Here is a 15,183-nt window from a genome sequence, read left to right on the forward strand (position 1 = left end):
TGTGCGAAATTTGATTCTTGTTGGGCCGATGGGTGCTGGAAAAAGCACCATCGGCCGCTTGTTGGCCAAAGAGCTACGCCTGCCGTTCAAGGATTCCGATAAGGAAATTGAATTGCGCACAGGCGCCAATATCCCGTGGATCTTCGATAAAGAAGGCGAGCCCGGCTTTCGTGATCGCGAGCAGGCGATGATCGCCGAGCTGTGCGCGCTCGATGGCGTGGTGCTGGCGACCGGTGGTGGCGCAGTGATGCGCGACGCCAATCGTCGAGCGCTGCACGCCGGCGGGCGAGTGGTGTATCTGCACGCGTCGGTCGAACAGCAGGTCGGGCGCACTGCGCGTGATCGCAATCGTCCGTTGTTGCGCACCGCCGATCCGGCAAAAACCCTCCGGGATTTGCTGGCGCTGCGCGATCCGCTGTATCGGGAAATCGCCGACCTGGTGGTGGAAACCGATGAACGGCCGCCGCGAATGGTGGTGCTGGATATCCTGGAACGCTTGCAGCAGCTACCTCCCCGTTAATGCGCAGAGCGAAATGCGCTATCCTCGGCTCCGGTCATAACCGTTCGAGGGTGTGGCGCGTGGCTGGTGGGCAACGTCACACAAGCAGATGTTGCCAGTCGATAATGTAAGGCAGGACGCCTGATTCCAACTTCACTGTGGGGACACATGCAGACACTTAAGGTCGATTTAGGCGAGCGTAGCTACCCGATCCATATTGGCGAAGGGTTGCTGGATCAGCCCGAACTGCTGGCGCCGCATATCGCCGGGCGGCAAGTCGCGATCATCTCCAACGAGACCGTTGCGCCGCTGTATCTAGAGCGTCTGACCCGCAGCCTTGCACAATTTTCGGTTATTTCCGTGGTTCTGCCCGACGGCGAAGCCTTCAAGAACTGGGAAACCCTGCAAACCATCTTTGACGGCCTGCTCACGGCCCGCCATGACCGCCGCACTACCGTGATCGCCCTGGGCGGCGGTGTGATTGGCGACATGGCCGGTTTTGCCGCCGCCTGTTATCAGCGTGGTGTCGATTTCATCCAGGTCCCGACCACCTTGCTGTCGCAAGTCGACTCCTCGGTGGGCGGCAAGACCGGCATCAACCACCCGCTGGGCAAAAACATGGTCGGCGCCTTCTATCAGCCGAACGTCGTGTTGATCGATACCGCCACGCTCAATACCTTGCCGGCTCGCGAGTTGTCTGCGGGCCTGGCCGAGGTCATCAAATACGGGCTGATCTGCGACGAGCCGTTCCTCACCTGGCTCGAAGATAACGTCGATCGCCTGCGGGCGCTGGATCAAACGGCCCTGACCTACGCTATCGAACGCTCCTGCGCGGCCAAGGCTGCTGTGGTCGGTGCCGACGAGCGTGAGTCCGGTGTTCGCGCCACGCTCAATCTGGGGCATACCTTCGGCCACGCCATCGAAACCCACATGGGCTATGGTGTCTGGCTACATGGTGAAGCGGTGGCTGCTGGCACTGTAATGGCCCTGGAAATGTCTTCGCGTCTGGGCTGGATCAGTGCCCAGGAGCGTGATCGTGGCATTCGCCTGTTCCAGCGTGCCGGGTTGCCGGTCATCCCGCCGCAAGAGATGACTGAAGCCGATTTTCTCGAACACATGGCAATTGACAAGAAAGTAATCGACGGTCGTTTGCGACTGGTGTTGTTGCGCCGCATGGGCGAAGCCGTAGTGACCGACGATTATCCGAAAGAGGTTTTACAGGCCACGCTGGGGGCGGATTACCGCGCCCTGGCTCAGCTTAAAGGTTAATAAGATCCCGATGACTAGTTTGCATGCCGACGAGGCGTTCCTCGGCCACTACCAGTTGAGTCACGACCCTTTTGCTCCACGGGTACCTGGCTTCAAATTCTTCCCGGCCCAGCGCAAACCCGTGCTGGGGCAACTGCATCACCTGGCGCGTTACAGCCAGTTGTTGCTGGTGGTCACCGGCCCGCAAGGCAGCGGCAAGACCCTGTTGCGTCAGGCGCTGGTAGCCAGCACCAACAAGCAATCGGTGCAGAGCGTGGTGGTTTCCGCCCGTGGCGCCGGCGACGCGGCAGGTGTGTTGCGTCAGGTGGCTCAGGCGCTGAACGTCGCCCAGGCTGAAGTCGGCGCGATCCTCAAGCAGGTGGTGCAGCTCGCACTGACTGGCCAGGAAGTTTACTTGCTGGTCGATGACGCCGAGCAACTCGACGAATCCGCCCTTGAAGCGCTGCTGGCGCTGGCGGCGGGTGCACCGGAAGGCCGTCCGCACGTGTTCCTGTTCGGCGAGTCGTCGTTGATCGCCGAGCTTGAGCAGTTGAGCACCGAGGAAGAGCGCTTCCACGTCATCGAGCTGCAACCTTACGCCGAAGAAGAAACCCGCGAATACCTGGCCCAGCGACTCGAAGGCGCCGGTCAGGGAATCGAACTTTTCTCCGCGAATCAGATCTCTGAGATTCACGAAAGCTCCGATGGATGGCCTGGCAACATCAATCAGGTCGCCCGCGATGCGATGATCGAAGCCATGATTGCTAGCCGCTCAGCGGTCAAGCGTCCAAGTATGGGGTTCAATATGCCGAAGAAACACGTATTGGCGATATCCGCCGTAGTCGTGGTCGCGGTGGCCGCCGCCTGGTTGATGCCAGGTCGCAGCAAGGCACCAACCACCGGCGCGCCAGCCAATGAGCAGGCTCAACTGCCGCTGGGTACACCGAAACCGAACGGCGGCGCTCCGGCGGTCGAGTTCGCCGGCAATACCCAGCCGATGCCGTTGCCGCTGGTCGGACAATCGCAGCCAGTGATGCGTGGCCCATTGGCAGAAGCCGCGGGTGGTATCACCGAAGGCGACGACGGCGTACCGGTCGAAGGTTCCAGCGCCAAACCGCCTACCGTGACCACCACCGCGCCTCCGGCAGGTATCCCGGCCGGTCCGACGCCAGCACCTGCGCCAGTTCCGGCGGCCAAGCCAACGCCTGCGCCGACTCAGGTCGCTACCACCAAGCCGGCCCCGGCACCTGCAGCCAAACCGGCTCCAGTGGCCAAGCCAACCCCGGTTGCCAAGCCGGTGGAGAAACCGGTCGAGAAGCCGGCCAACGTCGCCAAAGCTGCGACCGGCGGTACCTGGTATGCCGGTCAGGCGCCGGGCAACTACGTGGTGCAAATCCTCGGTACCAGCTCTGAAACCACGGCGCAAAACTTCGTCAAGGAACAGGGCGGCGAGTACCGCTATTTCAAGAAAGTCCTCAACGGCAAGCCGCTTTACGTCATCACCTACGGCAGCTTCGCCAACCGCGATGCAGCCGTTACCGCCATCAAGGCCTTGCCAGCGAAGGTTCAGGCTGGTAAACCTTGGCCTCGCTCTGTCGCCAGCGTCCAACAGGAACTGGCAACAACTCGCTGAAGATTCGGCGGCCTTACCCAGGCCGCCTCTCCCGGCACCTCAAAATTTCTACAAGCGCATGTGGCTGTCAAAGCCGCGTGCCTTGTGGTGTCTGCGTCACAGTAGTCTTTGAGTCGTTGCGGTCAACATTAAAAATGTTTTGACTAGCACAGCATATCGCTTTAAACCTTTCATAAATGCGACATAGATTTGCGATGTTTCGTCGTCAAATTTGTGAGCCTCTGTGTCGGTGTGTACAATGACCTCCCTTTTGCCCCCACAAAGCTGGCGTACGTTCGGCGTGGAAGGTAACTGGTTGAATTGAAAAGAAATTTGTCTCGATAAGAGGCAGCCTGGTGAGAAAGTGTCTATGAAAGCAGGTCTGTACCAACCAGATGAGTTCAAGGATAACTGCGGTTTCGGCCTGATAGCCCATATGCAGGGCGAACCCAGTCATACCCTGTTGCAAACGGCCATTGAGGCCCTGACCTGCATGACCCACCGCGGTGGGATCAACGCTGACGGCAAAACCGGCGACGGTTGCGGTCTGCTGATGCAAAAGCCCGACGTGTTCCTGCGCGCCATCGCCCAGGAAACGTTCGGTATTGAGTTGCCCAAGCAATACGCCGTGGGCATGGTGTTCTTCAATCAGGACCCGGTAAAAGCCGAAGCGGCTCGCGAGAACATGAATCGCGAGATCCTGGCGGCCGGCCTGCAACTGGTCGGTTGGCGCAAAGTGCCGATCGACACCAGCGTTCTTGGCCGCTTGGCGCTCGAGCGTCTGCCGCAGATCGAACAGGTGTTCATCGGCGGTGTTGGCCTGAGCGATCAGGACATGGCCGTCAAGCTGTTCACTTCCCGTCGTCGCTCGTCCGTGGCCAACGCCGCCGACCTCGACCACTACGTCTGCAGCTTTTCCCACAAGACCATCATTTACAAAGGCCTGATGATGCCGGCGGACCTGACCGCCTTCTATCCAGACCTCAGCGACCAGCGCCTGCAAACCGCAATCTGCGTGTTTCACCAGCGCTTCTCCACCAACACCCTGCCGAAATGGCCGTTGGCTCAACCGTTCCGCTTCCTGGCGCACAACGGCGAAATCAACACCATCACCGGCAACCGCAACTGGGCCGTGGCCCGTCGCACCAAGTTCACCAACGATCTGATGGATCTGGAAGAGCTTGGCCCGCTGGTCAACCGCGTGGGTTCCGACTCCTCGAGCATGGACAACATGCTGGAGTTGATGGTCACCGGCGGCATCGACCTGTTCCGTGGCGTGCGGATGATCATTCCGCCTGCGTGGCAGAACGTCGAAACCATGGACCCGGATCTGCGGGCCTTCTACGAATACAACTCGATGCACATGGAACCGTGGGATGGCCCGGCCGGCGTGGTAATGACCGACGGTCGTTACGCGGTGTGCCTGCTCGACCGTAACGGTCTGCGTCCGGCGCGTTGGGTGACCACCAAGAACGGCTTCATCACCCTGGCCTCGGAAATCGGTGTCTGGAACTACCAGCCTGAAGACGTGATCGCCAAGGGCCGTGTCGGGCCGGGTCAGATCTTTGCCGTGGACACCGAAACCGGTCAGATCCTCGACACCGATGCCATCGACAACCGCTTGAAGTCCCGTCATCCGTACAAGCAATGGCTGCGCAAGAATGCCCTGCGCATCCAGGCGACCATGGAAGACAACGACCACGGTTCGGCGTTCTACGATGTCGACCAGCTCAAGCAATACATGAAGATGTATCAGGTCACGTTCGAAGAGCGTGACCAGGTGCTGCGTCCACTGGGCGAGCAGGGCTACGAAGCGGTCGGCTCCATGGGCGACGACACGCCGATGGCCGTGCTGTCCCAGCGTGTGCGCACGCCGTACGACTATTTCCGCCAGCAGTTCGCGCAGGTCACCAACCCGCCGATCGACCCGCTGCGTGAAGCCATCGTCATGTCGCTGGAAGTCTGCCTCGGAGCCGAGCGCAACATCTTCCAGGAGTCGCCGGAACACGCTTCGCGCGTGATCCTTAGCTCGCCGGTCGTTTCCCCGGCCAAGTGGCGCTCGCTGATGAACCTCGATCGCCCAGGCTTCGAACGCCAGATCATCGACCTCAACTACGACGAGGCGCTGGGTCTTGAAGCCGCGGTGCGCAACATCGCCGATCAGGCCGAAGAAGCCGTGCGTTCCGGGCGTACCCAGATCGTGCTGAGCGACCGTCATATTGCCCCGGGCAAACTGCCGGTTCACGCTTCCCTGGCCACTGGCGCGGTGCACCATCGCCTGACCGAAAAAGGCTTGCGTTGCGACAGTAACATCCTGGTCGAGACCGCCACCGCACGCGATCCGCATCACTTTGCGGTGCTGATCGGCTTCGGAGCCTCGGCGGTTTATCCGTTCCTGGCCTACGAAGTGCTGGGCGACCTGATCCGCACCGGTGAAGTGCTGGGCGACCTCTACGAGGTGTTCAAGAACTACCGCAAAGGCATCACCAAAGGCCTGCTCAAGATCCTCTCGAAGATGGGCATCTCGACCGTCACGTCCTACCGTGGCGCACAGCTGTTCGAAGCCATCGGCCTGTCTCAGGAAGTCTGCGATCTGAGCTTCCGTGGTGTGCCAAGCCGTATCAAGGGTGCGCGATTCGTCGACATCGAAGCCGAACAGAAGGCCTTGGCTGCTGAAGCCTGGAGCCCGCGCAAGCCAATCCAGCAGGGTGGTTTGCTGAAGTTCGTCCACGGTGGCGAATATCACGCGTACAACCCGGACGTGGTCAGCACCCTGCAAGCCGCTGTGCAGCAGGGCGACTACAGCAAGTTCAAGGAATACACGGCGCTGGTGGACAACCGTCCGGTGTCGATGATCCGCGACCTGTTCAAGGTCAAAACCCTTGAGACACCGCTGGATATCAGCGAGATCGAACCGCTGGAGTCGGTGCTCAAGCGCTTCGACTCCGCCGGCATCTCGCTGGGCGCGCTGTCGCCCGAAGCCCACGAAGCCCTGGCCGAAGCCATGAACCGCCTCGGTGCGCGTTCCAACTCCGGCGAAGGCGGCGAAGATCCGGCGCGTTACGGCACCATCAAGAGCTCGAAAATCAAGCAAGTGGCCACTGGCCGTTTTGGTGTGACCCCGGAATACCTGGTCAACGCTGAAGTGCTGCAGATCAAGGTCGCGCAGGGCGCCAAGCCCGGTGAAGGCGGTCAGCTGCCAGGCGGCAAGGTCAACGGTCTGATCGCCAAGCTGCGCTACGCAGTGCCGGGCGTGACGTTGATTTCGCCACCGCCGCACCACGACATCTATTCGATCGAAGACTTGTCGCAGCTGATTTTCGACCTGAAACAAGTCAACCCGAAGGCGCTGGTCTCGGTGAAGCTGGTAGCAGAAGCCGGCGTTGGCACCATCGCCGCTGGCGTGGCCAAGGCCTATGCCGACCTGATCACCATTTCCGGCTACGACGGCGGCACCGGCGCTTCGCCGCTGACCTCGATCAAGTACGCAGGCGCACCGTGGGAGCTCGGCCTGGCCGAAACCCACCAGACCCTGCGCGGCAACGACTTGCGCGGCAAGGTTCGGGTGCAGACCGACGGTGGTCTGAAGACCGGCCTCGACGTGATCAAGGCCGCCATCCTCGGCGCTGAAAGCTTCGGCTTCGGCACTGCGCCAATGATCGCCCTGGGCTGCAAATACCTGCGTATCTGCCACCTGAACAACTGCGCCACTGGCGTTGCGACTCAGAACGAAAAACTGCGCAAGGACCACTACATCGGTACGGTCGACATGGTGGTGAACTTCTTCACCTACGTCGCTGAAGAAACCCGTGAGTGGCTGGCCAAGCTGGGTGTGCGTTCCCTCGAAGAGCTGATCGGTCGTACCGATCTGCTGGAAATCCTCGAAGGCCAGACCGCCAAGCAAAACCATCTGGACCTGACCCCGTTGCTGGGCAGCGATCACATCCCGGCAGACAAGCCGCAGTTCTGCCAGGTCGACCGTAACCCGCCGTTCGACAAAGGCCTGCTGGCCGAGAAGATGGTCGAGATGGCCACTTCGGCGATCAACGACCTGAGCGGCGCCGACTTCGCTCTGGACATCTGCAACTGCGACCGTTCCATCGGCGCGCGGATCTCCGGTGAAATCGCTCGCAAGCATGGCAACCAGGGCATGGCCAACGCGCCGATCACCTTCCGTTTCAAAGGGACGGCCGGTCAGAGCTTCGGTGTGTGGAATGCCGGCGGCCTGAACATGTACCTCGAAGGCGACGCCAACGACTACGTCGGCAAAGGCATGACCGGCGGCAAACTGGTCATCGTTCCGCCAAAAGGCAGCGCCTACAAGACTCAGGACAGCGCCATTATCGGCAACACCTGCCTGTATGGCGCCACCGGCGGCAAGCTGTTCGCCGCCGGTACTGCGGGCGAGCGTTTCGCGGTGCGTAACTCCGGTGCTCACACTGTGGTTGAGGGCACTGGCGATCACTGCTGCGAGTACATGACCGGTGGTTTCGTCTGCGTGCTGGGCAAGACCGGTTACAACTTCGGCTCAGGCATGACCGGCGGTTTCGCCTACGTGCTCGACCAGGACAACACCTTCGTTGACCGGGTCAACCACGAACTGGTGGAAATCCAGCGCATCAGCGGTGAGGCGATGGAAGCCTATCGCAGCCACCTGCAACGCGTGCTGAACGAATACGTCGAGGAAACCGACAGCGAGTGGGGTCGTAACCTCGCTGAGAACCTCGATGACTACTTGCGTCGGTTCTGGTTGGTCAAGCCTAAGGCTGCCAACTTGAAATCGTTGCTTTCCAGCACCCGTGCCAACCCGCAGTGATATGCGCCTGAAGAGTTTGATGAGGTTTTAACAATGGCTGAACGTCTGAATAATGACTTCCAGTTCATCGAGGTCGGGCGCAAGGATCCGAAGAAGAAACTGTTGCGTCAACGCAAGAAAGAGTTCGTGGAAATCTACGAACCCTTCAAACCCCAGCAGTCGGCCGACCAGGCCCACCGCTGCCTGGGTTGCGGTAACCCGTATTGCGAATGGAAGTGCCCGGTGCACAACTTCATTCCCAACTGGCTCAAGTTGGTGGCCGAGGGCAACATCCTCGCCGCCGCCGAGCTGTCGCACCAGACCAACACCCTGCCGGAAGTCTGCGGCCGCGTGTGCCCGCAGGACCGTCTGTGCGAGGGTGCGTGCACCCTTAACGACGGCTTCGGCGCAGTGACCATCGGATCGGTCGAGAAGTACATCACCGACACCGCGTTCGCCATGGGCTGGCGCCCGGACATGTCCAAGGTCAAGCCGACCGGCAAGCGTGTCGCGGTGATCGGCGCAGGCCCTGCGGGCCTGGGTTGTGCCGACGTGCTGGTACGCGGCGGCGTGACGCCGGTGGTGTTCGACAAGAACCCGGAAATTGGCGGTCTGCTGACGTTCGGCATCCCCGAGTTCAAGCTGGAAAAGACTGTGCTGAGCAATCGCCGCGAAGTTTTCACCGGCATGGGCATCGAGTTCCGCCTGAACACCGAAATCGGCAAGGACGTGACCATCGAGCAACTGCTCGAAGAATACGATGCCGTGTTCATGGGCATGGGCACCTACACCTACATGAAGGGCGGCTTTGCCGGTGAGGACCTGCCGGGCGTCTACGACGCGCTGGACTTCCTGATTGCCAACGTCAACCGCAACCTGGGCTTTGAAAAGTCGCCGGAAGATTTCGTCGACATGAAGGGCAAGAAGGTTGTGGTACTGGGCGGTGGTGACACGGCGATGGACTGCAACCGTACGTCGATTCGTCAGAGCGCCAAGTCGGTGACCTGTGCCTATCGTCGTGACGAAGCGAACATGCCTGGCTCGCGCAAAGAGGTGAAGAACGCCAAGGAAGAAGGCGTGAAATTCCTCTACAACCGCCAGCCGATCGCCATCGTTGGTGAAGATCGCGTCGAAGGCGTGAAGGTGGTCGAGACCCGTCTCGGCGAACCGGACGCCCGTGGCCGTCGCAGCCCCGAGCCGATCCCGGGTTCCGAAGAGATCATCCCGGCCGACGCCGTGGTCATCGCGTTCGGTTTCCGTCCTAGCCCGGCGTCGTGGTTCGAGACGTTCAACATCCAGACCGACAGCCAGGGCCGCGTTGTGGCCCCAGAACTTGGTCAGTACAAACACCAGACCAGCCACCCGAAAATCTTCGCCGGTGGCGACATGGTGCGTGGTTCTGACCTGGTGGTGACGGCGATCTTCGAAGGCCGTAATGCGGCTGAAGGGATCCTGGATTACCTGGGCGTCTGATCGAACGACACAAAACCCTGTGGGAGCGAGCCTGCTCGCGATAGCGGTGGATCAGTCAACAGAGATGTTGAGTGTGATGCCTTCATCGCGAGCAGGCTCGCTCCCACAGTTGTTTCGCGGTGTTGCTAAACACGGTATTCCACCGCGACAAATTGACCCGATAGACAAAAGGCGCGGCTCTTGCCGTGCCTTTTGCGTCGCGCTCTGAGAAAATGCCCTCACTTTTTTTCCGGATGCCGACATGACTGCCCTGAAGAACGACCGTTTCCTTCGTGCCCTGCTCAAGCAACCCGTAGACGTCACGCCTGTGTGGATGATGCGTCAGGCCGGTCGCTACCTGCCTGAATACCGCGCCAGTCGTGCCAAGGCCGGAGACTTCATGAGCCTGTGCATGAATCCTGCGTTCGCTTGCGAAGTCACGATGCAGCCGCTTGACCGTTATCCACAACTGGATGCGGCGATTCTCTTCTCCGATATCCTGACCATCCCCGATGCCATGGGCCAGGGCCTGTACTTTGAAACCGGCGAAGGTCCGCGCTTCAAGAAAGTCGTCAGCACTCTGGCCGACGTCGAAGCCCTGCCGATTCCAGATCCACACAAAGACCTCGGATACGTCATGGACGCGGTCAGCACCATCCGCCGCGAGCTGAATGGTCGTGTACCGCTGATCGGCTTCTCCGGCAGCCCATGGACCCTGGCCACCTACATGGTCGAAGGCGGCTCGTCGAAAGACTTCCGCAAGACCAAGGCCATGCTCTACGACAACCCGCAAGCCATGCACCTGCTGCTGGATAAACTCGCGCAGTCGGTCACCTCTTACCTCAACGGCCAGATCATGGCCGGTGCGCAAGCGGTGCAGATCTTCGACACCTGGGGCGGCAACCTGTCGGCGGCGGCTTATCAGGAATTCTCCCTGGCCTACATGCGCAAAATCGTCAGCGGCCTGATCCGCGAGCACGAAGGCCGCAAAGTGCCGGTCATCCTCTTCACCAAAAACGGCGGTCTGTGGCTGGAAAGCATTGCCGACGCCGGTGCTGATGCCCTGGGTCTGGACTGGACCTGCGATATCGGTGAAGCCCGCCAGCGTGTCGGCAGCAAAGTCGCCCTGCAAGGCAACATGGACCCAACCGTGCTCTACGCCAAGCCAGAAGCCATTCGCGCTGAAGTCGGGCGCATTCTCGCCAGCTATGGCAAAGGCAGCGGCCACGTATTCAACCTCGGCCACGGCATCACCCCGGAAGTCGACCCGGAACACGCCGGCGCCTTCCTGCGCGCGGTGCACGAGTTGTCGGCGCAGTATCACGAGTGATCGACACTCGATAAAAAACGCCCGGCCAATGCCGGGCGTTTTTGTTTCTAATGTGGGAGCGAGCCTGTTCGCTCCCACAGGGATTTGCGTCAGGCTTTGACTCCACCCAACGGCGGCAACTTCGCCAGCTTCAATGCCACCAGCAACGCAATCACCAGCAACCCGCCGATAAACAGGCCGATCCCGTTCCAGCCGCCCAGGTGCCAGAACACCCCGCCCGCCGTGCCGGCGATACTCGACCCGGCGTAGTAGCTGAACAGGTACAGCGACGAGGCCTGGCCCTTGGCTTTGATCGCACGGCGGCCGATCCAGCTGCTGGCCACCGAGTGCGCGCCGAAGAAGCCGAAAGTGAAGATCAGCATGCCGATGATCACCAGCGGTAACGGCATGAGCATGGTCAGTGCAAGCCCCGCAAGCATCAGCACGATGGTCGCCCACAACACTTTGCGGCGGCCGAGTTTGTCGGCCAACGCACCAATTTTTGCTGAGCTGTAGATGCCCGACAGATAGACCACCGAGAGCAAGCCAACGAAGGCCTGATCCATGTGGTACGGCTCGGCCAGCAGGCGATAACCGATGTAGTTGAATAGCGTGACGAACGCGCCCATCAGCACGAACGCTTCAAGGAACAACCACGGCAACCCGGCGTCGCGAAAGTGCATGGTGAAGCCGTCGAGCAAGCTGCGCGGGTGCAGCGAGCGGGAGCGGAAGTTGCGCGACTCGGGAAGGATTTTCCAGAACACCATCGCAGCGATCAGCGCCAGACCACCGATCACCAGCATCGCTGTGTGCCAGTTGACGAAGTCGATCAGCACGCCGACGATCAGCCGGCCGCACATCCCGCCAATCGCGTTGCCACCGATGTACAGCCCCATCGCCAGGCCGATGTGCTGTGGATGGATCTCTTCGCTCAGGTAAGTCATGGCCACCGCCGCCAGCCCGCTGAGGGACAGCCCGACCAGCGCACGCATCACCAGCACCCCCTGCCAGCTCGGCATCATCGCACTGGCAATAGTGCACAACGCCGCCGCGAACAGCGCCGTGACCATCACCGGTTTACGGCCGATGCGGTCGGAGATCGGACCGGTGATCAACAGGCCGATGGCGAGCATCCCAGTGGCTACCGACAGGATCAGGCTGCTCTGCGCTGCGTTGATCGAAAACTCGCGGGAGAACAGCGGCATCATCGGCTGCACGCAGTAGAGCAGGGCGAAGGTCGCGAAGCCGCCGGAGAACAGCGCCAGCACCGTGCGCATGAACATCGGCGTGCCTTTTTCGATGTACACGTCATTCAGTTGAGCGACCACATCGTCCAGCGCAGTCGGCGGCAATTCGTGGGCGAGCGGGGCGACAGCAGTTTTCACGGGGGACCTCGGGAGAGCACGGCCAGGCAGGCAATGAAAAAATCATATAGCTGGCTAATGTTTCTATCCAATATATTGTTCGACCTGTTTGATAGGTTTAACGACCTAATGGAGTTTTCATGGAATTGCGCCATCTGCGCTACTTCATCGCGGTCGCCGAAGAACTGCACTTCGGCCGCGCCGCACAGGTGCTGGGCATCTCTCAACCGCCCCTGAGCCAACAGATTCAGGTGCTGGAACAGGAAGTCGGCGCCCGCTTGTTCGAGCGTACCAATCGTCGGGTCGAACTCAGCGAAGCGGGTCGGCTGTTCCTCGAAGAGGCTCGGCTGGTGCTGGCCCAGGTCGACAAAGCCGCCGACGTCGCCCGTCGCGCCCAACTCGGCGAACTGGGGGAACTGAAGATCGGCTTCACCTCGTCGGCACCGTTCAACTCCACCATCCCGCAGGCGATCTTCTCGTTCCGCCAGCGTTTCCCGGCCGTGCATTTGAACCTGCAGGAGATGAGCAGCACCCAGGTCGCCGAGGCGCTGGTGGATGAGTCGATTCAGGTCGGCATCATGCGGCCATTGCCACTGCCGGGTTCGCTCGAGGTGGTCGAGCTGACCCGTGAGCCCTTGGTGGCGGTGCTCAGTTCCAAGGACCCGCTGGTGGTTGGCAGCGAAGACGGGCTGTTTCTATCCGCGTTGGCCCACGAGCCCTTTGTGTTCTTTCCGCGCAGCTACGGCAGTGGTCTATACGCGCAACTGCTGAGCCTGGCGCGCGACGCGGGATTCAGCCCGCACTTCACTCAGGAAGCGGGCGAGGCCATGACCATCATTGGTCTGGTGGCGGCAGGGCTCGGGGTGTCGGTGTTGCCGGCGTCCTATCAGAGGATGCGCATCGACGGCGTGGTCTATCGACCCTTGCTCGACCCGCTGGCGATGTCGGCTGTGTGGCTGGTGCAGCGCAAGGATCAGAAATCGCCGATGGCCAAGGCGTTTGTCGAGTTGCTGACGCGTAAGGCGGCACCTTAGCGGCAGTGGCATAACGTGCTGATGAAGTGACTTCCATTTTTTGATGATGGCCCATTGCCTTTTATCAGGTGCTGCCGATAACGGTTTGTTGGACTTAACAAAAAAATGGAGATACATGATGTTCAAACAGTTCACCTTCGCCGCTTTGATGGCAATGACCGCCCTTACCGCTGGCTGTGCTTCGGTAAATATGGCGTCCGACAACCAGGACGCTCAGGCCAAGACGTTTCAGGTCAGCCCCGATAAAGCCAACATCTACGTTTATCGCAATGAAAGCATGGGCGCCGGCGTGAAAATGCCCGTCGCGCTCAACGGCAAGCCAGTAGGGCAGACCGTCGCCAAGTCTTACCTGATGCTCTCTGTCCCGGCGGGTCATCAGACGTTGGTCTCTTCGGCAGAAAACGATTCCGAATTGAAACTTACGGCTGAAGCCGGCAAGAACTATTTTGTCTGGCAGGAAGTGAAAGTCGGTTTCATCAAGGCCCGCAACAACCTGCAAGTCGTCGACGACAAAACCGGCCGTGCCGGTGTCAGCGAAAGCAAGTTGATTCAAGCTCAGTAAGGTAGCTGTCGCTCCCGCGTGTAGCGCGGGAGCGATTCAATCAAGCGTCTATCGCGCCTCGCAGGTGTAGCTTGAAGGCTACGCGCAATCCATGTGGGAGCGAGCCTGCTCGCGATAGCGGTGGGTCAGTCAACGTTGATGTTGAATGTGGTGCCGTCATCGTCGGAACGCCGCCCGGAGCCGGCTCGCTCCCACAGGATTGTGCCTTAACTTACTGGCATTACGCTGAAACCTGCGCCTGTAATCGTCGCCCGACGACATCCATCAAATCGCAGCCATTGCGCAATGAAGTCACCAACACTCGCGCCAGCTCACTATGAATGCCCTGGCTGAACGCGAAACACTCCAGCAGTTGGGTCGCGGTGCGAATGCGGTAGGCCGCGGTGTCGTGCAACACGTCCAGCGGTGCCTCGGTGCCGATCACCAACATAAAAAACAGGGGGTGGATTGGCTGTTATCAATTCATTCCCCCCGCAATAGATTAGCTATTTTAATTTTAGCTTATCTTTTAGGCTGTTCATGATCTCTGCTTTGTTCTTCAGGAACTCATTCAGTCCTTTTGCGCGAAGATTACAAGCATCACAGTTGGCGCACCCACTTCCCTGTAGTCCGTTGTAGCAAGACAGTGTGTGGTAGCGAATGAAGTCCAGTTTGTTGTGGTAATCGGCCAAGGCCCAGGTCTCTGCCTTATTCAGCCACATAAGCGGGGTTTCAATACGCAACTTATAGTCCATGCCCAATTCGATGGCGTTATTCAAGGCCTTAACAAACTCATCCCGACAATCCGGATAGCCAGAGAAATCTGTTTCACAAACACCTGTGATTACAGTTTCAGCTTGCACTTGATAGGCATAAATAGAGGCCAAGGTTAAAAACAGAATATTTCTGCCAGGTACGAAAGTGTTCGGCACACCTTCCCCGGAGCTATTTGTACTTGGGACTGGAATGTTATCGCGGGTTAAGCTGCTGATGGCCAGTTCATTGAGCAATGAAGCATCCAGTACTTTGTGATTTATCACGCCAAGCTTTTTTGAGAGCTGTTGCGCCACTTCAATTTCCGCACGATGGCGCTGGCCATAGTCAAACGTAATACAGTGGATTTCATCGTAGAGCGGCAATGCATGGATTAAGCAGGTTGTGGAGTCTTGCCCGCCACTAAAAACGATAACTGCTTTTTTAGTCATGGTTCGTTCTTCCTTGGGATGCCCCCGACGTGGGGCATTGACCCTAGCGCGAAGCTCAAACTCTGGCTGTGGGACGCTTCCGAAATGACGTGCTCCAGTTTCCCTATATTTCATTTCGTGGCCG

Annotated in this window: 11 protein-coding genes; 8 read left to right on the forward strand and 3 right to left on the reverse strand. The window is 59.7% G+C overall.

Annotation, left to right across the window (positions count from 1 at the left end; genetic code table 11):
- The first annotated feature begins 1 nt into the window (after position 1).
- From aroK to hemE, 6 genes are all read left to right on the forward strand, one after another.
- Positions 2-520 carry a shikimate kinase AroK gene (gene aroK, locus NTD87_RS06025; protein ID WP_262112588.1) on the forward strand — a complete coding sequence of 173 codons (519 nt, stop codon included), beginning with the start codon at positions 2-4 and terminating at the stop codon, positions 518-520.
- A gap of 147 nt (positions 521-667) precedes the next feature.
- Entirely contained in the window at positions 668-1,768 is a 1,101-nt protein-coding gene (gene aroB / locus NTD87_RS06030; RefSeq protein WP_262112589.1) for a 3-dehydroquinate synthase, read from the forward strand.
- Between the two features lie 10 nt (positions 1,769-1,778).
- Complete coding sequence (locus NTD87_RS06035) at positions 1,779-3,380, forward strand: AAA family ATPase (protein WP_262112590.1); 1,602 nt, start codon at positions 1,779-1,781, stop codon at positions 3,378-3,380.
- A gap of 349 nt (positions 3,381-3,729) precedes the next feature.
- Positions 3,730-8,175, forward strand: coding sequence for a glutamate synthase large subunit (gltB, locus tag NTD87_RS06040; protein WP_262112592.1), 4,446 nt, complete (start codon positions 3,730-3,732; stop codon positions 8,173-8,175).
- A gap of 33 nt (positions 8,176-8,208) precedes the next feature.
- Positions 8,209-9,627, forward strand: a complete 1,419-nt coding sequence (locus NTD87_RS06045) for an FAD-dependent oxidoreductase (protein ID WP_262112594.1) — start codon at positions 8,209-8,211, stop codon at positions 9,625-9,627.
- A gap of 241 nt (positions 9,628-9,868) precedes the next feature.
- Positions 9,869-10,936, forward strand: coding sequence for a uroporphyrinogen decarboxylase (hemE, locus tag NTD87_RS06050; RefSeq protein WP_262112595.1), 1,068 nt, complete (start codon positions 9,869-9,871; stop codon positions 10,934-10,936).
- An 89-nt stretch (positions 10,937-11,025) separates the two neighbouring features.
- On the opposite strand, the gene NTD87_RS06055 is transcribed toward hemE, so the two are convergent.
- Positions 11,026-12,267 (reverse strand): MFS transporter, encoded by a 1,242-nt coding sequence (locus NTD87_RS06055; protein WP_410017467.1) that lies wholly within the window; start codon positions 12,265-12,267, stop codon positions 11,026-11,028.
- Positions 12,268-12,419: 152 nt separating this feature from the next.
- Between NTD87_RS06055 and NTD87_RS06060 the strand changes: the two genes are divergently transcribed.
- Both NTD87_RS06060 and NTD87_RS06065 read left to right on the forward strand, forming a co-directional pair.
- Positions 12,420-13,313, forward strand: a complete 894-nt coding sequence (locus NTD87_RS06060) for a LysR family transcriptional regulator (RefSeq protein ID WP_262112599.1) — start codon at positions 12,420-12,422, stop codon at positions 13,311-13,313.
- Between the two features lie 118 nt (positions 13,314-13,431).
- Entirely contained in the window at positions 13,432-13,875 is a 444-nt protein-coding gene (locus NTD87_RS06065; protein WP_262112601.1) for a DUF2846 domain-containing protein, read from the forward strand.
- Between the two features lie 220 nt (positions 13,876-14,095).
- Here the strand turns inward: NTD87_RS06065 and NTD87_RS06070 are convergent, their stop codons facing one another.
- Positions 14,096-14,305: a hypothetical protein gene (locus NTD87_RS06070; protein WP_262112602.1), complete on the reverse strand. Its 210-nt coding sequence runs from the start codon at positions 14,303-14,305 to the stop codon at positions 14,096-14,098.
- Positions 14,306-14,360: 55 nt separating this feature from the next.
- Positions 14,361-15,059, reverse strand: a complete 699-nt coding sequence (queC, locus tag NTD87_RS06075; RefSeq protein ID WP_262112603.1) for a 7-cyano-7-deazaguanine synthase QueC — start codon at positions 15,057-15,059, stop codon at positions 14,361-14,363.
- Positions 15,060-15,183: the final 124 nt, after the last annotated feature.

Origin of the sequence: Pseudomonas sp. 6D_7.1_Bac1 (assembly GCF_025465945.1) — a bacterium.
In the GTDB taxonomy this organism is placed as follows: Bacteria; Pseudomonadota; Gammaproteobacteria; order Pseudomonadales; family Pseudomonadaceae; genus Aquipseudomonas.